We start from the raw sequence: 22,924 nt of genomic DNA on the forward strand, positions 1-22,924 counted from the left end.
TACTATGAGAGGATATCGTCCACCTATACTTGGCTCGGTGCCACCAGTTGTCAAGAATATACTCATTATTAATGTATTAATGCTTCTCGGCTCAGTAATAACAAATTATGAGAAGTCTGTAGAGCTATTTGGACTATTTTATCCAGAATCTGAGTTTTTTAGACCACATCAGATTATTACCCACATGTTTATGCATGGTGGCATTACACACCTGTTTTTCAACATGTTTGCTCTTTATATGTTTGGAAAAGTTCTTGAAATGGTGTGGGGAAGCAAGCGATTTTTGATATACTATTTTGTTACTGGTTTGGGTGCTATGTTGATGCATATGCTTGTGACTTGGATTGATATTGAGAGCATTAAAACCTCTATTGCAGTTTTTAATAATACTCCCACGCCCGAACTATTTAGCCAAATTGTGAGGGATAATATTTCACGTCCAACGGCTATGCTTACAGATTTTATTAACCGTTTTCACGAATATCCCGATAATAAGTTTTTGATAAGCGAGGCAACAGTCTATGCCAATAAAATTCTCGAACTTAGGATGAATGTACCTGTTATAGGGGCTTCGGGAGCAGTATTTGGTGTTTTGCTTGCTTTTGGAATGATGTTCCCTAACACGCAACTTATGTTGTTGTTTCCCCCAATCCCAATAAAAGCAAAATGGTTTGTTTTAGGATATGGAGTTTTAGAGCTTTGGTTAGGTGTTGCAAACAGAAGCGGAGACAATGTCGCACACTTTGCACATTTAGGTGGCATGATATTTGGATTTTTCCTTATCAGATACTGGAGCAAAAAGTTTAAAAGATTCTAAACCATTATTTTTTAAGCGATGAACTTAGTTGACGAAATAAAGACAATTGTTAAGTCTGGTGGTATATTAACCAAGTTGATAGCTATAAACTTAGCTGTTTTTCTTGCTGTAAATATTATTGGAGTTATATTTTTCCTTTCAGCCTCTCAATGGAGTACAGGAACAGTCGTAAGACTATTTGCTGTACCAGCAAGTCTCTCTGCATTAGCTGTTAAGCCTTGGACACTCTTTACATATATGTTTTTGCACGAAGGGTTTTTGCATATATTGTTCAATATTTTGTGGTTATATTGGTTTGGAATTATTTTTTTACGCTACTTTTCACAAAATCAGTTACTTGGGCTTTATATTATAGGTGGCTTGTTTGGTGGTATCTTTTATATTTTATCATTTAACCTCTTCCCTGTATTTAAGCCTTATGTTGAAAGTAGCGTTGCTCTGGGGGCATCAGCTTCGGTAATTGCGATTGTTATTGCAACTGCCTTGTATATACCAAATTATAGTGTAAACATAATATTTTTGGGTCCGGTTAAATTAAAATGGATTGCATTGGTTATGATACTGTTAGATATAATAGGTATAACCTCAAGCAATAGTGGCGGGCATTTAGCACACCTTGGAGGAGCCATAATGGGCTGGATTTTTATCTCCGCATATAAAAAGAGGGTTGACTTAACAAAATTTGTTGGCTGGTTTAAAAATATTTCCAAATTTAAGCTTAGACGCAAGAAAAAGAGTCATTTACGCGTTACTTATAGAAGAGGTGAAACAGAATACGATTATAATGCACGGAAACGTGAAAATCAGAAACAGCTTGACGCAATACTCGAGAAGATTAAGAAAAGTGGATATAGCAATCTAACAGCCGAAGAAAAACAAATATTGTTTGATAGTAGTAAGAAAAGAGACCTATAGACAAATTGACAAAGTAGATGAAATCATTTTTCACAAATATTGCTCTTTTGGTTACAGCATTTTTTGCTCTAATTTTGCTGATAGCAAATTTGGCACCTTTTATATCGCCAAACCTTTTTGCGCTTCCGCAAATATTGGGGATTATATATCCATATATATTGATTATAAATATCTTAATTACAGTTATTTGGATAGTAAAACGCAAATGGGTTTTTCTGCTACCTTTTGTTATTATTGCTTTGGGATTTCAACATATACTGACATTATTAAGCCTAAATTTTTCAAAAAGCGGAAATGAGATTATCCCCAAAGCTCAAACACTGAAAGTTGCCTCGTTTAATGTCAGACTGTTTGATTTATATAATTGGTCACACAATAAGAATACTCGCGATAACATTATGGATTACCTTAAAACCATTGACGCAGACGTTATCTGTTTTCAAGAGTATTACGACGATAAAACAAACAGTTTTGAAACAACAAGCAGGATTAATAAGCTACAGGGAATAAAATCTCACAAAATCGCGCCAACCTATATTGCAAAGGATTTGTATAGATTTGGGATAGCTACTTTTAGCAAATATCCCATAATAAATTCAGGTGAAATACAGTTTGAAAATTCCCAAAACAATGCCTTGTGGACCGATTTGTTGGTGTCTGGCGATACGATAAGAGTTTACAACGTTCATCTTCAAAGTAATCATTTCGATACCGATGATTATAAATTTATCCATAAAATTAACACAAGCCCTACAAGCATAGAAATGAGGCAAATAAAAGGAATTTTTAGCCGATTGAATACTGCATATAAAAAACGTGCTGACCAGGCTGCTAAAGTCAGAGAGCATATTCAGGAAACAAAATTACCGACAATTGTTTGTGCCGACTTAAACGATACTCACTTATCGTACGCATATCGTAAAGTCAAAGGGAAACTGAGCGATGCTTTTCAAAAATCGGGGTTAGGCTTTGGACATACTTTTGGTAGTGCACCAGTCTCTGTTAGAATTGATTATATATTCTTCGACAAAAATTTTGTTGCAAAATCATTTCAAACAGGTGAAGGTAAATTAAGCGATCATAATCCTATTATTTGCACTTTGGAGAGAGTTGTAGGCAACTAAAATAGTGGCTGAGCTCTTCTAAGTTAAGGTTCAACCCAATCATTATTTTCCTTAATAAGTTCAATAAGCTGTTCTACAGCTATATCGGCGGATATATTTTTCTTAACCGCAACTTTACCCTTGTATAAAGCAACTCTGTTTGGTGCAGCTCCAACATAGCCATAATCGGCATCTGCCATTTCGCCGGGACCGTTTACTATGCAGCCCATAACGGCAATTTTTAAATGTGTTAGGTGATTAGTTTTGCTGCGAACTTCGGCTAAAACCGATTCAATATCAAACTGCGTCCGACCGCACGAGGGACACGCAATATATTCGGTTTGACTTATCCTGACCCTTGAAGCTTGAAGTATCTCAAACGTTAGCCTGCGATTATCCTCCACATCGGTTAAGAAAGGATTGGTAAGCCAAACGCCGTTGCCCATTCCGCTAACCAACAGGCTTCCTGTGTCGGCAGATGACTCTATTACAAATGTTTCCCAATCGTCAGAGACATAATTTCGCTTAACTATTACGGGATTGTTTATTTGTGCCGATTTTAGTTTAAGAAAAGCCGACATCTGGTCTGCATATCCGTTTTGAGACATGGTTTCTAAAACTATTACGGTTTTGGGGCTGTTTCTTAATTGCTCAATAATCGCAGGTTTAGATAAATCGCTATTTGTTAACGATACCCATTTTGTAAACTCTTTTGATTTGTCGGCTATATATATAAATTCCAGATTGTTAAATAAAGGAGTGGCGTTTTCGCATGGCATTTTGGTTGTGCCTGCTTCATAAATAATGGACAGGTTTTCGGGCAGTTCGGTTATAATTTCAATATCTTTAACATAAACAGCATCAGCGGCTTGACTTGTTGCAATCCATTTTTTACCGTTAAACTTATATCCTAATTTTTCGAGCATTATATTGTCAAGAACACGATAATTTCTAATATCGCACACAGCAATAACAGGTTTTTTGCCACCAATATTTCCAACTTCGTGTGACTTATAAAAGCTAAAGTCAAGTGGATTGTACTCTTTCCAGTTGTTATTTGTGTCTGTCAGTGGTTTTCTGTGTTTAAAGTGTTTAGCGAGTTTTTGCGCCGCAGGTATCTCTTTTACAGGGTTTTCGGTTAATGATATTCGTATAGTATCGCCAATTCCATGACCGAGCAATCTTCCTATACCTATAGCCGAGCGCACACGCCCAGACAAATCGTTTCCCGCTTCGGTAACGCCCAAATGAAGTGGGTAGTGCATATCTTCTGTCTGCATTTGTTTTGCTAACATAAAATATGCGCTGTTCATTATCCTTATATTGCTCGATTTAAGCGAGATAACTACGTTTTGAAAGACCCTTTTCTTGCAAATTCTAAGAAACTCCATTGCCGACTCGACCATTCCCTCGGTGGTATTGCCATATTTTGACATAATGCGGTCGCTTAGCGAACCGTGATTAACTCCAATTCTTAACGCAGTATCGTGTGCAACACAAATATCAATTAGTTCATTTAGAGAGAGTTCTATTTTGTTTAGCTCTTCTTTCCACTCCAATTCGGTGTAAGTTTTTGTGTCGAAAGTGGCTCGTTTGTCGATAAAGTTTCCGGGATTAATTCGCACCTTATCAACCAACTTAGCTGCAACAAAGGCTGCTTGCGAACTAAAGTGCACATCGGCAACCAAAGGGGTGTTAATATTATCTTTAAGTAGCAGTTCTTTTATTTTGCCAATAGACTCGGCGTCAGCTCTGTTTCTGACAGCAAAACGCACCATCTGCGCACCTGCTGATATAACCTCTTTTGATTGTTTGTATCCCGCTTCAATATTGCCTGCAGGCGTATTGCACATGGTTTGGATTACAATATCGGAGTCTACGCCTATGGTTATATTTCCAACTCTTACTTCGTGGGTTGGGAAACGTTTGATTGAGAAAGGTGTGAATATCATTGGTTGTGTTGATTAGTATCTGAAAATGAGTGCTTTATTTTTTTATTTCCCGATGCAAAAATTTTTAAAAATATTTCCCAATATCATATCCGGAGTAATAGCAGTTCCCGTTAATTCGCCTATAAGCGACAAAACTTTTCTAAGTTCAAAGGCTAACAAATCGCCTGTTAAGTTTTTTTCAATTGCTTCAATGGTGCTGCCAATGGCAACCAATATTTTCATTAATAGCTCGTACTGTCGGGTGTTGTGAATTATTATGGAGTCCTCAGATGGCAACATGCTCTGTGCCAATAGAGTCAATCGGTTTATCAGAGAGTCTAAGTTTTGCTCTTTTTTTGCTGAAATCAGTAGAATGTCGAGCGGTTGTATGTTGATTGAATTGGATATTTGTTCTATCTTGCTATGATATTCATTCTCAGGCAACAAGTCAATTTTGTTTGCCACGAAAATTATCTGCGAGGTGTTGTCAATATTTGCCATAACCAAATCGCAGGCGTGTTTAATATCCTCAATTTTGCTTGTTGCATCGAACAGGAAAATAATAATCCACGCTTTGGTGATTTTGTCGATAGAACGTTCTATGCCGAGCTTCTCAATGTTATCGGTGCTTCTGCGCAAGCCCGCCGTGTCAATAAAACGGTACTCAATGGAATTGAGAGTTATTGTGTCTTCGATGGCATCGCGGGTTGTTCCGGGAATATCGCTAACGATGGATCTCTCTTCTTGCAGAATTTTGTTTAACAGGGTCGATTTTCCTGCATTCGGCTGTCCAACAATGGCTACAGGGATTCCCTCTTTAATCGCTTGACCAGATTCATACGAGTCGTGTAGTTTTTTTACCTCATCTTGAACATCGTTAATCAGTGAACGTAGCGTGTTGCGGTCGGCAAATTCGACATCCTCTTCGCTGAAATCTAACTCCAATTCAACTAACGATATAAGGTTCAGCAGCTTGTCCGATAACTGCATAAGTCGCTTTGAAAATGAGCCTTTGACTTGCGACATAGCCATTTTATGTGACATACTATTGCGAGCGTGAATTAAATCGTTAATAGCCTCAGCCTGAGTTAAATCCATCTTTCCGCTCAAAAAAGCCCGCATGGTAAACTCGCCAGGTTTTGCGGTGCGACAGCCGTTCTCAATTAACAGTTGCATTAGCTGCCGTTGAATATATTGCGAACCGTGACAGCCTATCTCAATAACATCATCGCCCGTGTATGATTCAGGAGCTTTAAACCATGTCACAACTACCTCATCGACAATGTTGCCGTGGCTGATTATCTGTCCGTAATAAGCCTTGCGAGGCTCAATTGAAGATATATCTATTTTGGTGACAGGAAAAAATAGGTTTTCAAGAACTTTTTTGGCTTCCTTTCCCGAAATACGAACAATAGCTATAGCCCCAACGCCATGTGGTGTTGAGATTGAGCATATAAGGTCATCGAAGTCAAAATTCATTTTAGCTCATTTTTGGTCTCAAAATTACTGATTTAAGCGAAATGTAGGAATTATATTCAAAAAAATGACAAAAATCAATCAAATCAATAGCTTTAATTTTTATTTTAACTAATATTGCAAAACCGAAAATTATATAAACATGCTCGATAAAAAAGAGATTACAATATGTTTGGGAGGTTCTTGTTTTATCCGCGGAAATAAAAGGGTATTGCAAGTAATAAACAATTTTATAAAAGAACATAATCTTGCACAATATGTACAACTCAAAGGAGATCATTGTTTTGGACATTGTGTAAACGGTCCTGTTTTGAAAATCGACAATAATATCTACGAGAACGTTGATTCAATGAATGTTATCGATATTTTAAACGATGTTTTTGACGGATATTATTAGGCTTACGAAATTTGAGCGTACAGCTTGATTAAAAACATCTATGACATAAATTTGTTATGTTTAACAAAAGGGTCTATAATTAAGAACCATAGCGCAATCAACATTAACAACTCTCAAATTAACTAATATGCAAGTAATAAAAATAAACCCCGATAAATGTAAGCTCTGCTTTGCATGCGTGAGAGTATGTCCTGCAAATGCCATCAAAACAAAGGAAGATAGTTGTGAGATTGTTCCCGAACGCTGCATTGGTTGTGGTAGCTGTTTGCGTATTTGTCCATACGACGCAATTAGAGATTTGGATGCTAAAAAAGAGGTCAGGGCACTAATTCGTTCTGGAGAAAATGTTGTGGCGATATGTGACCCAAGTATTTCAGGAGAGTTTGATGATATTACAGATTACACAAACTTTGTGGGAATGATAAAAGCTCTTGGGTTCAAATATGTGTGCGAGGTGTCTTTCGGAGCCGACCTAGTTGCATTAAAATATCGCGAGCTTTTTGAAAATTTTAAGGGAAAATATTTTATTACAGCCAATTGTCCCGCAATAGTAGGTTATATTGAAAAATATCACCCATCGCTAATTGACAATATGGCACCGCTTGTATCGCCAATGATTGCTACTGCGCAGGTAGTTAGAGAAAAATATGGTCAGGATATAAAAGTGGTTTATATAGGACCGTGTACTGCAGCAAAAGGAGAAGCTCACCATTTATCAGACAACAAACGTGTTGATATTGTTCTTACATTTAAAGAATTGCGTGAGATGTTTGCCGAAGCTGGAATAACAGAAAACAATGTTGAGTTTTCTGATTTTGATCCGCCAATTGGAGGTAAAGGTAGTCTGTTCCCTATTAGTCGAGGAATGTTCCAAAGCGTTGATATAAACGAGGATTTATTGAGCGGACAACTAATTTGCACTGATGGTAAAACCAATGTTTTAAGAGCGTTACAAGAGTTTGAACACTTTAGTCAACTAAAACAGCATTTGGATCTGTTTTACTGTGACGGAAATTGCATAATGGGACCAGGTACCAGTAAAGGAGGAAAAAAGTTTGTAAGACGTTCGTTGGTAATCACATACGTCAAAAAACGATTGAGTAGATACAATAAAGAGCAATGGGAAAAAGATCTTAAGAAATACTTAAATTTAGATTTTACGAGAACATATCAAAACCGTGATATGCGCCTTCCCGAGCCAACCGAAGAAGAGGTAAAGAAGGTTATGGCTCAACTAGGTCGCGATAATTCAGAAAACAAATCGGGCTGTGGCACTTGCGGATACGAATCATGTCGTGATTTAGCTGCTGCCGTAGGTAATGGGCTTGCACGTGTAGATATGTGTCCCACATATGTTATTCAAAGTAATATCAGATATAAAAAACGTCTTAGATCTGCCAACGAAAAACTCAGTAATGCTCAAAAAGCACTTGTAGAGAGCAAAAAATCAACCAAACAGGAACAAGAGGCATTTCAAGAGGCTTCAAAAATTAATTTGGGACTGTTGAACAAACTTCCGACAGGTGTTGTAGTCGTAGATGAAAAAATTAAAATTTTGCTTTCAAATCAAAGTTTCATAAACCTACTTGGCTCTGATGCCGTGGAAGTAGCTGAAGTTATACCTGGATTAGTAGGCGCAGATCTTAAAACTTTGGTTGCACCACATATTTATAACTATTTCAGTTTCGTATTAGAAACAAATGAAAGTGTGGAAAATAAGGATATTCATCTTGGAGAAAGCTTTCTAAACTTGTCAATTTTTCCAATTAAACCAAACAAAATTGTTGGCGCAATAATCCGTGACATGCATGCCCCAGAGGTTCATAAAGAGGAAGTTATTAATAGAATCAACGAAGTTATTGACAAAAATCTGAAATTAATTCAACAAATAGCCTTTTTATTAGGAGAGGGAGCTTCAGAGACAGAACATATGCTCAATTCAATCATAGAGTCATATAAAGATATAAAATCCAATAGTGATTCACATTAAAAAGCAGGTGTGTTATTAAACAAACATTTCAACTCAAACTTATACGCAGCGGGATGGTTATAAGATGTGTAAATTCCATACGACCATAGATGAAAAAATATAATCATATGAAAGGATCATTCTATGTAGAAGTAAATTGCCAGCAAGACAACTACGAGGACGAACGTATTTGTGGAGATGTGTTTGTAACCAAACGAGTTAAAGAGGAAGGACGCATTATTGCTGTTCTTAGTGATGGTATGGGACACGGAGTTAAAGCCAATATTTTGGCTACATTAACTTCAACTTTAGCTGCCAATTTCACAGCCGAGCATAAAGATTTTAAGACAACAGCTGAAATGATAATGAATACTTTGCCAGTATGTAGCATTAAAAAAATAAGTTATTCTACATTTACAATTGTTGACATTAATACTTACACCGGTGAAGTTGAGATATTGGAGTACGACAATCCCGAATGTTTTGTAATTAGAGGCAAAGTACCGCTAAAACTTACGTGGGAAAAACTAATATTAGATAGTGAAAACAACAAAGGGAAAGAGTTGCGCTCGACAAAATTTACAGCTCAAAAAGAGGATAGAATTCTGTTCTGGTCCGATGGTATATCACAATCGGGTTTAGGTACTCGTAAATATCCATTAGGATGGGGAATTGATGAGGCTAAGGTTTTTGCGTTGTCAATTGTAGAACAAACACCATTTATTTCAGCACGGAAATTAGCACGTAGAATCGTTAATATGGCTGTTATGAATGACAGCTATCATCCCAAAGACGACATAAGTTGTGCAGCAATTTATTTTAGAGAACCTCGTAAACTGCTTCTTTGTTCTGGTCCGCCATATGAAAAAGAACGCGATGTTGAATTGGGAGATATTGTACGTCAATTTGAAGGGAAGAAAATTTTGTGTGGAGCTACTACGGCTGATATTGTTTCACGAGAATTGGGAGAAACAATCGTTGATAACTTTGAATTTGAAGATCCTGACTTGCCTCCAACCAGTAACATGAAAGGGGTTGATTTAATAACAGAAGGCATTTTAACATTAAGTAAAGTCTCAAACATTCTGCTTAATTTTGATAACAACACCAATTTAGGCAGAGGACCTGCCGATCAGATTGTTCAGTTACTTTTAAAAAGTGATAAAATAACAATGGTTATAGGGACACGTATAAACATCGCGCACCAGGATCCAAACTTGCCTGTTGAGCTGGAAATTAGGCGAACCGTTATGAAGAGAATCGCAAAACTTTTGGAAGAGAAGTTTTTAAAAGAGGTAACGATTAAATATCTGTAATCTATTAAGATACAATTGTTAAAAACAACTTATACATTAATTTTTTGTCAATTAAAACCATTTTTCTAAATTTGTAGGATACAAATTAAAACCAAAAGCAATGTCTAAAATATTATCGTTTAGTTTTCTGGCAGTTTTTTTTATAAATATTATTATTCCAAGCTATGCACAAAAAGGCAATTATGAGTTAGTCGCAGAGTTTCAACCTCCTCACATTGATTTCTCAAAAAATAAAAACAATAGAAGGTACCAGTTAAATGACTTAAAGCTTAGTGAAAGCGGCAAAATGTTGCTCGCTGAGTACGGAAATAGAAACTCGTTAATAGCAATATATAATCTTGATTCGATGAAGTGTGTTGGAGCCTATTGGATTGATAATATTGTGGAGTTAGGGGAGTGCTATCTTACAGAAAATGACACCAAACTATATGTTCGTGTTAGCAGATATTCGTCCGATTACAAAATAATACTTGTAGGACAGAGATATATTCGCGACGTAACTTGCGACAAAACACCCAAAGGATGCTATATGGCCAAACCGACTCAAGAAACGGTTCAGTTTTATAGTCCCGATCAGAAATATTACTTTGCTCGGAATGCTAACAATAAGCGTACATTACATATATATAAAAGGGCAGGTGATTAAACATATACAACCTCTACATTTCCCAAGACAACTCTACCAGTAATTACTAAAACATTTTCTTCTCTGTCTGTATTGGCATCTTTATTTTTAATTAAGATACCTCCAAGCACATTGGATAAATCGTTTTTTATTGTCCAGCCAGTGGGCACAAACAGTTTAACACTACCCAAAATGGAAGTAACATCTAATGTGGTGATCGTGTTATCAAGTTTAACTCCTTTAAAGTCAACATTTACCCCTGCAAGAATAGATGATATTCGCCCACCTTTAAAAGTTGGACTTTGATGAGTATAGTTCTTACTACTTAAAATATTAAACTCATCAATGTAGTCACTAAAAGCTAAAGTTTTGTCACCTTTCTTATTTTTAGATCTCCACTGAGATAAAATTGCTAAGCCTGTAAAAATTATTATTATGGGCCAAAATTGCTTAAGCTTAACTTCAATGTCAATAATTCTAGGTACAAGGAAAAAACAACCTGTAAAAATTATGATTGAGGCTGCAGTGTAATTCCTCCCTGCTAAACTTACCAATCCTACGGCAATCAAAAGCATAGGCCAGCTTAGAAAGATATCCTCAATTTTTGGTGGTAGCAGATAAAAATTGCGTAAAAGCAGTAGTATTCCGAAAATTACAAAAAGAATACCCGTTACAACTCTTTTTGCATTAGATGAATTTGTTTTCATAGGTTTAATTTTCAGTTTATGGTTATATTGAATTTACATGCTAACCAATGTATGAAAACTCATACAATAGCGTCATAATAATATTTATTAAAATGTAAAGGTCAAAGTTATAAAAACTCCTGAGTTTACGAACTATTAATATAAAATTGTTTATAAGTTGTTGACAACATTTTCCGCACGCGTTATATCTCGTGTTACAGAGCTTAATAACTAATTTATAGGTTAATTACTAAGCTAAATAACTATTTTGAAAATTATTTTTTTTATGCAAATACGAAATAATGGATTAAATTTGTAGTATTACCTTTTTGTTAAATTTGTTATATTAATGCAGCAAAATAACCACAATCATAATACTGAGCGCGACATTTCGAAAGGCAATTATTTATCACGATTTTTTGCATGGTGTAGTGGAGCAAGACTCTATTTGTTAAAGCATTGCCCAACAGAAATTAATGTTTATTTAGGAATAGGGATAATAGTTTTCTTTACAGGGGCTTTAGCAGCAATATCGGGAGGTTATGCAGTATGGATGATATTTGAAACAACGTGGGCTGCAGTTGTATTCGGAGTGTTTTGGGGTATGATAATATTTTTTCTTGATTGGTATTTAGTCGCTTCACTACGCAAAGAAAAAATGTTTGGAAAGGAGCTTGTTATGGCTTTTCCACGATTAATACTATCAGTACTTATTGCTATTGTTGTTTCAAAACCAATTGAGATGCGATTATTTGAAAAAGAGATTGAAGCAAGAATGGCTCTCTCACAACTAGAACAGCGTCAAGAAGCTGACAGTATACTTAATGCTCAATTTTCGGAAATTGAAAAGTTAGTCAATGCAAATAATTCTCTGCAGAGTAAAATAGATGAACTTAGCCAAAGACGCGACCAATTGTTCTCAATGTATATAGCAGAAGCAGAAGGCACTGGTGGTACTGGTGTAGCTGGGAAAGGTTCTGTATTTAGAGAAAAGAAAGAAGAATATGATAAAGCCGAATCAGAACTTCAGGATGCCAAACTGCGTTTCTTTCCACAAATTGAACAAAACAATGAACGAATAAAATTTTTACAGAGAGAAAGGGACCAACTGTTAACCACCAACCAGATGATTATAACTCGCACAAAAGGTTTCCTTGCGAGGTTTCGCAGTATGAGCTTATTACAGGCAGAAGATCAAAAAGTAGCTGTTGTATCTTATTTTATTCTGTTGTTATTTATATTAATTGAGATATCACCAATATTCGTAAAACTAATATCAAATCGTGGCCCGTATGATGATTTGCTGGCGCTTGAGCAACTTAGAACGAGTGCAGAGGCAAAAAAATCATACACCAGTATCAGGAACCATTTGCTTAGAGAGTTAGATTTAGAGCATGAAATGGTGCAAGCTGAAATGTCTATTCATCAAGCAGCAAGTAAAGAATCTGTTGAAATGTTAGCTGATGCGCAAAGGGAAATTAATGCTGTAAGGATACAGAAGTGGAAAGAGTATCAGTTAGGTTTAAATAGTAATACAACAATGGGAGATAGACCCATTCTTATAGATTTTTTGCGTAAAATAAATGTGGAAGATAGTGAAGATAATACAGATGATTCTAAATTAGAAGAAAAAAACTGATATAGAACGCATATAAGTGTGTTTGTTAACTAATTTTTAATATTTTGTATTAGAAAAATTTACACTTCTACAAATTTCAATTGAAAATTGATCATTTCTGCTAATTCCTTACCAACTTCTAACATATCCTCATCGCCTTTTTCATATAGCCATTCTAAAGACACATTCAATCCATTTTTATGCATCATATTTAATAATAGCATTATATCTAGAATAAATTTTGCAGAAGAGGAGTTAAAGTATGATAATTTAATTTTAAAAACTGCGGCATCTTTTTTAAACCTTTCTATATAATTGACACTATTGGCATTGAGAGTCATTAACCAGTCAACTATAGGCATATAAAAACTTCTGACATCTTCTGGTCTTGAGCAACCAGTAATTTCAAATTGGTTTTTATTAATGTCAAAAACTACCCGTGGAGTGGATGCCGTTTCTTCTAGTACAATGGGTTTCATTATGTTCTTCATTTGTTTTTTCAAGATTACTACAAAAATAATAAAAATATATGTTTTATGTATCATGCTTATCTAGATAAAGTAAAAATATATGTCTTACTTTTTTATTTTTTCAGTTTTACAATATTTAATTGTGGAAGTAGCTTAAACACATAAATAAACATTTAATATCTTTTGTTCAACTAATTTTTCATATTGCAAAACTTATCAATTAAGTTAGAGCGTATTAGAAATACTCTAAAATTAAGTACATTTTTCCAATAATATTTTTATGCTTATATTTACGTGCAATTTTAAATTTGATGTTATTTTTGGAAAATATCGTATAGACAGTGCTGTTACCACAATAACCTATTTTGGTTGTCGTTATTTATATTTTGTAAAATAGTGTTGTCTATTTAACTTTAATGTTATAATTTTGTAACCACTAATTTTAAATGTTTAACAATTAAAAAAAATCAAAACTATGAAAAGAACACAACAGTTATTAGCTTTGTTAGTTGCTTCATTTGTGATGTTTAGCAGCTGTTCAAAAAAAGTTGAGACATCAGCTTTAACTTTAGACCAAACTAAAAGTGCAACTCTAGTTGTTCATTTTTATGCAGAATTGGATCAAACTATTAACGGCTTAGAAAAAGCACCCGATGGTACAAAAGCAATTATTCGAATTGACAACAGTGAGTTTAACCCCGTTGCTAATGGATTCTGGTCAAAGCTCGTTACCATACAAGACGGTAAAATAGAACAAAAAATTCCTGTTACCGATCAAGGAGTTACAGTTGAAATTTTCCCGGTTGAATTTACTTACGAACAAGTACAGCCTTATGGAAGCGTTTCTGAAAAAATTAACAAAACTTACAGATTTTCAGGCAACGCTGCTGAAAATGGTGTTAAACCCAATGAAATCAGAACTCACGAAATTAATTATGATTTTATAACTAGTTTCGACGATTTTGTTGAGACTGTTAATCAGAAATTTGAATTACGTGCAGACATTGATGCTACTAACCCAGGTTTAGAATATATTCCAAATGGTTCTTCTGTAACATTCTTCACCGACGAATGGTCAAAAACAGTTACAGTTGGTGCTGCTGGACGTGTTGATATCAGCGTACCTACTAATGTAAATATTTCGGCACTATATATTGGTCCCAAAACATACAATGACGGAAGTGGCGTGGTTACCAAAACTTTCAGATTTGAAGCTATGATTGGAGCTTATAATATGTCGATGCCGATGGTTCAACAAGTTAGTTTAGGCAACGGTATTATATGGGAATAATTTAGTAAATAATAAATATAACGACTTATAAATTATAAATATGAGAATATTAGCTTTAGTATTTACGATAGCTTTTGGCGCTGTGTCTCTATTCGCACAGAATAACGAGACCAAAGAAGAAAAGATATATACACCAGAGGCTGGCGATATCAGTATTGGTATTGACGGAACTCCTGTTTTCAATTATATTGGAAATATGTTTAACGGAAATATGGGCAACGCTTTTAATCCCGGAGACAATAGGCTTTATTTCAGATATTTTCTAACCGATAACTCAGCTGCACGTATTGTTTTAGGAGTTACCAACGGTACGACTATTGACAGGTTTTATGTTCCTGATCAAGCAGCATTGCTCTTAGACCCTAACAGCAATGCACAATTGGAAGATGTTATGAAAGTGAAAACCAGAGATATGGAAATTCGTTTTGGTTATCAACAATTCCGAGGATATAAACGACTGTTAGGTTTTTATGGTGCAGACATTGGATATAGATACCAAAAAATACACAGAAGCTTTCAGTATGGAAACGAAATGAACGAACTAAATCCAGCTCCAATAACTAATTGGGGAAATATGGCTATTCGTCCATTAGAAGTCAACAATGGAGCTATAAATAGTATTTTTGCCGGAGCATTTACAGGTGCAGAATACTATCTGCTACCCAAAATTTGTGTTGGTATGGAATTAGGTCTTGCTTATGGTGTTAACTTTGAAAAACAATCTTGGACCAAACAAGAAAGAATGGTTTTAACTCAACATGTTGAGGAAGAGGTTGCTACCGATCCAGGTTCACGTTGGAGAGGCACAGTTACACTATTCCCATATACTTATGGAAACTTTTATTTTGCAGTACATTTCTAGAAACTCAATAAAAAAATAGCGGCTACAGCCGCTATTTTTTTATCTAATTTTCTATTTTCTATTTGATTATACAATTGATGTTTTTTTGTATAACTCCTTAATTTCCTTCCAATTAAACACTCTAATAATATTTTTGTTTATATAGCCATTCCGGTTCCACGGTCTATCCATTAAAGCAACTTTAATATTTAAGTGTTCAGCTAAATAGTTTGCCGTTGATAAGGAATCTTCAATTGCAAAATCTATTTTTAAAGAACGCAAATACTCTAGGGGTTTAGCTATAGTTTTGTCCATACTGGGACGATTATACTTGTCGACAATTATAAAATCATTGTATGGCACTTTGTTATTTGCCAACCATTCTATTGTAGAATCATATGCAGTAGTTAATCGTCCTGTAACAATGCCTATTTTGTTGCCCTTTTTTGCCCATTCGTTCATTGTTTCTATTGCCCCTTCTACAGGTTTAAACTTTATAAGTTCTTCGTGTGAATGTATAATTTCAAAAAAATGATCATACTGCTCCTGCGTTAAACCGAATGACTCTTTTAAATCAAACGATTTAATGTCTTCAAAGCATCGGTCAATACCAAATTCTCTTTTAATAATCTCAATATACGATGATGTACTCTCTGATATTACATCGTCGCAATCAACATAAATCATATTTAAAATTGTTTTCGTTTGCGAATATACGTACTTTAATTAAATGGTTAATACATAAAGCAATCTATGCGCGTTAATATAACATATTAGAGCGAATTTTATTATTTTTGGCCAAATTTTATGTAGCAGATGTCATTGTTAAAATTAGTACAGAATAGAATAATACACTTAATTGGTTATTTTCATAAACCTTTTAAAAAGATAATTCCTTTAGAGACCTTTACTTATGCTGTCTGTGGAGCTTCTAATACAGCGTTTGATATATTTTTGTATTTTATTAGTTATAATTTTATTTTAAAAAAAGAGGTGGTTGATCTGGGATTTGTAGCTATTTCTCCACATATAGCGGCGTTTATTATGTCATTTTGCATCTCCTTCCCAACAGGATTCGCCTTAAATAAATATATAACTTTTAATAAATCGAAGTTAAAAGGCACTAAACAGTTATTTCGGTATGGGCTTGTAGTATCGACATGTATTCTCCTGAACTATTTGTTCTTAAAGCTGTTTGTCGAAGTGTTTTTTTGGTATCCAACACCATCAAAAATTGTCACAACTATAATTGTAACTATTTTTAGCTATTTCTCACAAAAATATTATACCTTTAAAACTCTTAAAGAAACTGAACACGAGAATATATAAAAAAACAGATGAATACAGAACAATGCTTATATAATCATGTGTCATATATGTTTTACTTTTAATGAATATTATTAATAAATTAACAATTCAATAAGAAAAACTTGATATGAAGTTATCAATAAATGTTGTAGTTTTGTGGATGTTGTTTTATGCAACAAATAAAACACCTAAAATATGAAACGAACATGTAAAACAAAACTTAATACTAGAGAGCGTAATTATTAAGCATGTGAGTTCTATATTACCTTAAATCGATAAAATTAGAAACAAATGAAAAGATTAGTTATATTTTTTATTGTCAGTCTCTTTGCTTTCAACGTATCAAATGCTCAGGAACAAGACGATTTAACCTTAGCCATAAAAAATATTGCTAAAGACTTGGAAAGCAAACACTCGGGTGCAAATAAAATAAAAGTTGCAATTCTACAGTTTCGTACAAAAGATAACAAACTTACCAAATTCAACGATTTTATACAAGACGAACTGTCTTTGGCATATAAAAACAGTACACGTTTTGAAGTGATTGATCAGAATGCTATAAATGATTTGATTCAATCATATGGTTGGACAAATGATAAGGCCCGAAGTTTTGAACACAATGAAGATTTTGGCAAATTCATTTTTGATCAATTGGGCTATGTGGCAAATGCATTAATTTACGGACAAATTGCTGATAACGAGGAAACAATTACACTTACAGCCTATCTGATTCCAAATGGAATTAATAGAAACATTGTATCTATAGAGAAGTTTAAAAGCAGTGCTCTTACAGACAAACTATTAGGCAAGCCTGTTCGTGAAGATAAAGTAGAGCCAAAAGTTGTATATGTTGAAAAAGAAGTTATTGTTGAGAAGCCTGTAATTGTTGAAAAAGAGGTTATTGTTGAAAAAGTAGTGGAAAAAGAAGTAATAGTTGAAAGACCTGTTACGGTAACTAAGCCCGTGACAACAACTTTTAAATCAAAAATAGGAGACTATAATTTTGAAATAGTATCTGTTATGTTTACAGGAAATAAAATTGCAATAAATATAATTGTGCAAAACGACGTTGAGGACGGGTACATATATGGCGTGGATGCTCGCTTCTTCGATCCTGAAGGCAATGAATTTAACAGCGGTCTGTCATTTAACACATTACGAGATCGTAAGCTTATAAAAGGTATTCCCCTCAGAGGAGTTATTAATTTTGAAAACAAAGAAGTTGCACGAGTAACAGAAATGCAAGCACTCGAAATCAATGTATATAAATCATTTGGGTCTGAGATGCTTGGAACAATGCGCTTTTACGATATTCCTGTTACAAAATAAGATTATATATCAACAAATAGTTACTATATAAAGGAGCTGTCTCAAAACGAGACGGCTCTTTTTTGAAAATAGCTTTTATAAAGCTTTAAGTCTAAATTCGTAATTCTCCATTATTGGATTTGACAAGATTTTTTTGCATGCTTCGTCAATTAATTGACGCGCTTGCTTTTCATCTTTAGCTTCAATTTCTAATGAAATATGTTTGCCAACTCTAACGTTGTCAACACCTTTGTAACCCATGTTTTGCAATGTTGTTGTTACCAGTTTCCCTTGTGGGTCAAGTAGTGCCTTTAAAGGCATTACGTCAATTTCTGCTTGGAATTTCATATGTATATATTTTTTCAGTTTAAGATTAATACAATTAAAGTTAAAAATCTGTGTTTGTTGTTGTTATCCTTGAGGTAAATTTTTATTGTTTACTCCTGCAAATATTGTCGCAATTCCAGAGAACAACAAATAAAAAGGTATAATAACTACTCCTGCAAAAAGTTTGAAATAAACAACAGCAATAATGCTGACAATTGCTAACAATATTGCATTAACAAGTTTTAATTTATTAGCTGAAAGTTTTTTCAGTGAAAATACTTTTATCTCCGAAACTAATAATAGCGAAAATAAAACAGTTATAGCTCCTATTAACACCTGACTCATAATAAATTCTGAATAGTATATTAAATTAGCAAAAGAAACAAAAAATAATGCATTTGCGGGTGTTGGCAATCCAATAAAATCAGTTTCTTGTCTTGTGTCTATATTAAATTTCGCTAATCTAATTGCTGAGAATATAACTATTAAAAACGGCAAATATTTAAAAAAAGCAAAGCTCCAAATATCTTCGCATGCAACGTATAACATTGTCGCTGGTGCCATTCCAAAACTGATCAAATCGGCAAGTGAATCAAGCTCTTTCCCAATAGCTGAATAGGCTTTTAAAAGTCTTGCTGCAAAACCATCAAGAAAATCAAAAACTGCTGAGAGTAAAACAAAATAAAGCGCAATATCAAGTTTGCCTTCAAACGCAAACACAACAGCTAAACAGCCGCAGAAAAGATTGGCTGAAGTAAGCAAATTCGGGACAAACTTGAAAAATTTAATCACTATTTATGGTTTTTAATTTGTTTTAAAACATTTTCCCATCTCGAGTCACTCATTTTTGCACCCACCTCCTCAATAACATTTCCACTTAAGATGGCTCCATACCAACCGCATTCGCTTGGTGCTTTCTTTTTTATGTATCCATATAGGAATCCTGCAGCATATAGGTCTCCCGCACCAGTTGTATCAACAGGTTCGGCGTTAATAACTCCAACTTTAACTATTTCGTTATTTGCCCAAATCAGCGAACCCTCTTTTCCTATTTTAACAACTGCAACTTTGCATACTTTTGAAAGCTCTTTTATAGCCTCTTCAGGCATTTTTTTAGTGAATGATTTGGCTTCCTCTTCGTTGGCAAACACAATATCTACATAGTTGCCAACTATACTTTTCAGAAACTCTAAATTTTCCTCAACAACATTGAAACTTGCTAAGTCAAGAGATACTTCTAATCCACACTCTTTGGCAAGTTTAACCGCATTTAGTATTAAATCGTGATTTTGGACTAAATAGCCTTCAATGTGTAAAATGTTGTATCCTTTAAAATTATCTGCTTTGATATCGTTTGCACTTAGCTCAACTGCTGCACCTAAATAGGTTGCAAAGGTGCGCTCACTATCGGGACTTATTAAAGTAATAGCACGACCCGATTCTGTTTTTGAATTATTTAGATGGTTTTTTATATTGGCAGCTTTTAAGTCGTCAGCAAAAAAATTACCAAGCTCGTCATTGCCCACTTTACCTATAAAGCCAGTAGTTATTCCAAGTTTAGCTAATCCGTGTATTGTGTTTGCAGCTGAGCCTCCAGATGATTGGCTAACATCAAGACCTGAAACTTTTGCAAGAACTTCATTAGAACGTTTTTTATCAACCAATTGCATGCTACCACGAGGGAATCCTAATTCGTGTAAAGTATTATCGCTTTTAAGTTTGATTAAAATATCAACAAGGGCGTTGCCCATTCCTATAACCTTCATTTTTTGGAACCATTTAGCTTTAATGAAAAACAAAACTCAAAAATACTCAATAAAAATTGAAAATTAAGTATCAATTGAAAAATTGGTTAAAATAAAAGAGACAGCGCATGCGCTGTCTCTACTTTTACTTTATAAACTTTTATACTTCGACTTCGCTCAACACACCGCCTTTCAACTCAAATTATATCAGATGGAATGACACGGTTACACCAGCTGTAACGATAGCAACCATGCTCATAAGTTTAATCAAAATATTTAAACTTGGTCCAGCTGTATCTTTAAATGGGTCACCAACCGTATCTCCAATAATAGCGGCTTTATGTGCTTCTGAACCTTTACCGCCGTAGTTACCCTCTTCGATATATTTTTTTGCATTATCCCAAGCCCCACCAGAGTTGGCCATGAATATAGCAAGAACAAAACCGGAACCTAATCCGCCAACTAATACCCCCATTACCCCGGGAACACCGAATATAATTCCAGTAACAACCGGGATTATTATTGCTAATAGTGATGGTAACATCATTTCTCGTTGGGCTCCTTTAGTTGATATTTGAACGCATGTAGCATAATCAGGATCGTCTTTACCTTCAAGAATACCGGGCTTAACACGGAATTGTCTTCTAACTTCATCAACCATTTTTTGTGCTGCACGGCCAACGGCATTCATTGTCAAGCCGCAAAATACAAATGCCATCATAGAACCAATAAAAACACCTACAAGAACAGTTGGGTTCATTAGATTGATTTTGTAATAGCCAATTAAGTCAACGATATTTAGTTCACCAATATTCTTAATTACTCCGTCTGCAAGTTCAAGAACTGTTTCTCCAGCATTAATTAGTGCAATTTTAATTTCTTCCATATAAGATGCTAACAGTGCAAGAGCGGTTAAAGCAGCCGAACCTATTGCAAATCCCTTGCCTGTAGCTGCTGTTGTGTTACCAAGTGAATCTAAAGCATCTGTACGTTTACGTACTTCTTCTCCAAGTCCACTCATTTCAGCATTTCCTCCTGCATTGTCGGCTATTGGTCCGTAAGCGTCAGTTGCTAAGGTAATACCAAGTGTCGAAAGCATACCAACAGCTGCAATTCCAATACCATATAGTCCTAACTGTAAATTTTGTGGTTCGAGCATACCTCGAACATTAAAATTGGTTGCACATAAGAATGCAATAATAATTGCTGCACATATTGTTATTACAGGAATGGCTGTTGAAATCATTCCTAATCCCATACCAGATATAATTACAGTGGCAGGACCTGTTTGAGTGCTTTCTGCAACTCTTTTTGTAGGCTTATATGATTGCGAAGTAAAGTACTCGGTAGATTGCCCGATAATAATACCGGCTATTAAACCTGTAATTACAGAGAACGATAATCCTACCCAATTGTGAAGTCCTAATAGATAAAGAATTACAAATGTTGATATTGCAATTAAAATTGAACTAACATTTACCCCAAGTCCTAAAGAACCAAGTAGTTGTTTAATTGTGGCATTCTCTTTTGTTCGTACTAAAAATATACCAAAAATTGAAAGAAATATACCTACAGCAGCTACCAACATTGGAGCAAGTACGGCTTTTAATTGCATATCACCTTCGAAGGAGTAGAAGGCAGCGGCACCTAACGAAGCAGTTGCAAGAATTGAACCAGCGTACGATTCATAAAGGTCGGCACCCATACCCGCAACGTCTCCTACGTTATCACCAACGTTATCGGCAATTGTAGCTGGGTTACGTGGGTCATCTTCGGGGATACCGGCTTCAATTTTTCCTACAAGGTCGGCACCTACGTCAGCAGCTTTTGTATATATACCGCCTCCAACACGAGCAAACAGTGCTTGAGTTGATGCACCCATACCAAACGTAAGCATGGTTGTAGTTATAACCACAAGTTTTTGGGCGGATGTTGCTTCAACAATAAATCTGTCTAATATGATATACCATAAAGATATGTCAAGTAATGCTAACCCAACAACAACTAAACCCATTACAGCACCCGAGCGAAAAGCCACTTTAAGACCATTGTTTAAAGAGTTTCGGGCTGCATTTGCGGTTCTAGCTGATGCGTAAGTAGCTGTTTTCATTCCAAAAAATCCGGCTAAACCTGAGAAAAACCCTCCTGTAATAAATGCAAAAGGCACCCAGGGATTTTGGATTTTCAAACCATAGGCAAGAAATGCGAAGATTAATGTAATAACAACAAAAACAATGGCTACAACTTTATATTGCTGTCTTAGATAAGCCATTGCTCCTTGACGAACATGAAGGGCTATTTTTTTCATCATATCTGTCCCTTCATCAAGGCTTAGTGTTTTTTTGTAAAAATAGTAAGCAAAACCTAAAGCTACTATCGAACTGATTGGTACTAACCAAAAAATAATTGGCATGACGTGTTCTCCTTTTTTTTAATTAACAATTCGAATTATTTTTCTCAGAAATTTTATTCGTGTTTTGTAAACGAAAATAATTAATCGGCGAAAATCGTAAAAAAATCTTAAATTATTATTATAAGTTTCTAAAATTTGTAAAACGTTTTTGTAACATAGACTTAAATTTTATAAGTCTAAAACTGTTAGTTGCTGAATAACAGTCATATACGCAAGGATAATAATTTGAGATTTAACGAGAAGATTATTTTTGTTTTCTCATAATGATTAAAAGTTTTTTTTGAAAAATTTGATTTTTTTAATCATACGTGGAACAATAATAAACTAAATTAGGTAATATTTACAACAAAACAGGTCACTACATAGAA

At 34.8% G+C, this 22,924-nt stretch carries 21 protein-coding genes; 12 read left to right on the plus strand and 9 right to left on the minus strand.

The genetic code is table 11. The features are described from left to right. Positions 1–4: 4 nt before the first annotated feature. Genes GX311_10505 through GX311_10515 form a run of 3 tightly spaced genes read left to right on the plus strand, consistent with a single transcriptional unit; the run spans position 5 to position 2,856 of the window. Positions 5–817 carry a rhomboid family intramembrane serine protease gene (locus tag GX311_10505; protein ID NLK16816.1) on the plus strand — a complete coding sequence of 271 codons (813 nt, stop codon included), beginning with the start codon at positions 5–7 and terminating at the stop codon, positions 815–817. 18 nt (positions 818–835) lie between these two features. After that, the gene (locus tag GX311_10510; GenBank protein ID NLK16817.1) at positions 836–1,732 is read left to right on the plus strand and encodes a rhomboid family intramembrane serine protease; all 897 of its coding nucleotides are present in this window, start codon (positions 836–838) and stop codon (positions 1,730–1,732) included. A gap of 17 nt (positions 1,733–1,749) precedes the next feature. Beyond that, on the plus strand, positions 1,750–2,856 hold the full coding sequence (locus GX311_10515) for an endonuclease/exonuclease/phosphatase family protein (protein ID NLK16818.1): 1,107 nt from the start codon (positions 1,750–1,752) through the stop codon (positions 2,854–2,856). A gap of 23 nt (positions 2,857–2,879) precedes the next feature. On the opposite strand, the gene ispG is transcribed toward GX311_10515, so the two are convergent. Next, positions 2,880–4,787, minus strand: coding sequence for a (E)-4-hydroxy-3-methylbut-2-enyl-diphosphate synthase (ispG, locus tag GX311_10520; protein ID NLK16819.1), 1,908 nt, complete (start codon positions 4,785–4,787; stop codon positions 2,880–2,882). Positions 4,788–4,829: 42 nt separating this feature from the next. Continuing rightward, positions 4,830–6,245 (minus strand): tRNA uridine-5-carboxymethylaminomethyl(34) synthesis GTPase MnmE, encoded by a 1,416-nt coding sequence (gene mnmE, locus GX311_10525; GenBank protein ID NLK16820.1) that lies wholly within the window; start codon positions 6,243–6,245, stop codon positions 4,830–4,832. Positions 6,246–6,384: 139 nt separating this feature from the next. On the opposite strand from mnmE, the gene GX311_10530 reads away from it, so the two are divergent. From GX311_10530 to GX311_10545, 4 genes are all read left to right on the plus strand, one after another. Further along, positions 6,385–6,639, plus strand: a complete 255-nt coding sequence (locus GX311_10530; protein ID NLK16821.1) for a (2Fe-2S) ferredoxin domain-containing protein — start codon at positions 6,385–6,387, stop codon at positions 6,637–6,639. 127 nt (positions 6,640–6,766) lie between these two features. Next, complete coding sequence (locus GX311_10535) at positions 6,767–8,629, plus strand: 4Fe-4S binding protein (GenBank protein ID NLK16822.1); 1,863 nt, start codon at positions 6,767–6,769, stop codon at positions 8,627–8,629. An 89-nt stretch (positions 8,630–8,718) separates the two neighbouring features. Further along, on the plus strand, positions 8,719–9,924 hold the full coding sequence (locus GX311_10540; protein ID NLK16823.1) for a SpoIIE family protein phosphatase: 1,206 nt from the start codon (positions 8,719–8,721) through the stop codon (positions 9,922–9,924). Positions 9,925–10,024: 100 nt separating this feature from the next. Beyond that, positions 10,025–10,570 carry a hypothetical protein gene (locus GX311_10545; protein NLK16824.1) on the plus strand — a complete coding sequence of 182 codons (546 nt, stop codon included), beginning with the start codon at positions 10,025–10,027 and terminating at the stop codon, positions 10,568–10,570. On the opposite strand, the gene GX311_10550 is transcribed toward GX311_10545, so the two are convergent. After that, positions 10,567–11,256 (minus strand): cell wall-active antibiotics response protein, encoded by a 690-nt coding sequence (locus tag GX311_10550; GenBank protein NLK16825.1) that lies wholly within the window; start codon positions 11,254–11,256, stop codon positions 10,567–10,569. The two genes, GX311_10545 and GX311_10550, sit on opposite strands and share 4 nt — an antisense overlap. Before the next feature lie 328 nt (positions 11,257–11,584). Between GX311_10550 and GX311_10555 the strand changes: the two genes are divergently transcribed. Then, entirely contained in the window at positions 11,585–12,874 is a 1,290-nt protein-coding gene (locus GX311_10555) for a DUF4407 domain-containing protein (GenBank protein ID NLK16826.1), read from the plus strand. A gap of 59 nt (positions 12,875–12,933) precedes the next feature. On the opposite strand, the gene GX311_10560 is transcribed toward GX311_10555, so the two are convergent. After that, a complete protein-coding gene (locus tag GX311_10560; protein ID NLK16827.1) occupies positions 12,934–13,332 on the minus strand; it encodes a DUF1987 domain-containing protein in 399 nt (132 codons plus the stop codon). Between the two features lie 466 nt (positions 13,333–13,798). Here GX311_10560 and GX311_10565 point away from each other — a divergent pair, with 466 nt between their 5' ends. Both GX311_10565 and GX311_10570 read left to right on the plus strand, forming a co-directional pair. Beyond that, positions 13,799–14,614: a hypothetical protein gene (locus tag GX311_10565; GenBank protein ID NLK16828.1), complete on the plus strand. Its 816-nt coding sequence runs from the start codon at positions 13,799–13,801 to the stop codon at positions 14,612–14,614. A 40-nt stretch (positions 14,615–14,654) separates the two neighbouring features. Further along, on the plus strand, positions 14,655–15,476 hold the full coding sequence (locus GX311_10570) for a hypothetical protein (GenBank protein NLK16829.1): 822 nt from the start codon (positions 14,655–14,657) through the stop codon (positions 15,474–15,476). Between the two features lie 66 nt (positions 15,477–15,542). Here the strand turns inward: GX311_10570 and GX311_10575 are convergent, their stop codons facing one another. Next, positions 15,543–16,142, minus strand: coding sequence for a bifunctional metallophosphatase/5'-nucleotidase (locus GX311_10575; protein ID NLK16830.1), 600 nt, complete (start codon positions 16,140–16,142; stop codon positions 15,543–15,545). Positions 16,143–16,271: 129 nt separating this feature from the next. Here GX311_10575 and GX311_10580 point away from each other — a divergent pair, with 129 nt between their 5' ends. Together GX311_10580 and GX311_10585 are read left to right on the plus strand one after the other, a co-directional pair. Further along, positions 16,272–16,784, plus strand: a complete 513-nt coding sequence (locus GX311_10580; GenBank protein NLK16831.1) for a GtrA family protein — start codon at positions 16,272–16,274, stop codon at positions 16,782–16,784. A gap of 270 nt (positions 16,785–17,054) precedes the next feature. Next, positions 17,055–18,092 carry a hypothetical protein gene (locus GX311_10585; GenBank protein ID NLK16832.1) on the plus strand — a complete coding sequence of 346 codons (1,038 nt, stop codon included), beginning with the start codon at positions 17,055–17,057 and terminating at the stop codon, positions 18,090–18,092. A gap of 75 nt (positions 18,093–18,167) precedes the next feature. Here the strand turns inward: GX311_10585 and purS are convergent, their stop codons facing one another. From purS to GX311_10605, 4 genes are all read right to left on the minus strand, one after another. Next, complete coding sequence (gene purS / locus GX311_10590; protein NLK16833.1) at positions 18,168–18,419, minus strand: phosphoribosylformylglycinamidine synthase subunit PurS; 252 nt, start codon at positions 18,417–18,419, stop codon at positions 18,168–18,170. Between the two features lie 63 nt (positions 18,420–18,482). Further along, positions 18,483–19,187, minus strand: coding sequence for a CDP-diacylglycerol--serine O-phosphatidyltransferase (gene pssA / locus GX311_10595; GenBank protein ID NLK16834.1), 705 nt, complete (start codon positions 19,185–19,187; stop codon positions 18,483–18,485). A gap of 2 nt (positions 19,188–19,189) precedes the next feature. Next, positions 19,190–20,164 carry an adenosine kinase gene (locus tag GX311_10600; protein ID NLK16835.1) on the minus strand — a complete coding sequence of 325 codons (975 nt, stop codon included), beginning with the start codon at positions 20,162–20,164 and terminating at the stop codon, positions 19,190–19,192. 181 nt (positions 20,165–20,345) lie between these two features. After that, positions 20,346–22,556 carry a sodium-translocating pyrophosphatase gene (locus GX311_10605; protein NLK16836.1) on the minus strand — a complete coding sequence of 737 codons (2,211 nt, stop codon included), beginning with the start codon at positions 22,554–22,556 and terminating at the stop codon, positions 20,346–20,348. Positions 22,557–22,924 lie beyond the last annotated feature (368 nt).

Source organism: Bacteroidales bacterium, assembly GCA_012519055.1.
Classification (GTDB): domain Bacteria; phylum Bacteroidota; class Bacteroidia; order Bacteroidales; family Salinivirgaceae; genus JAAYQU01.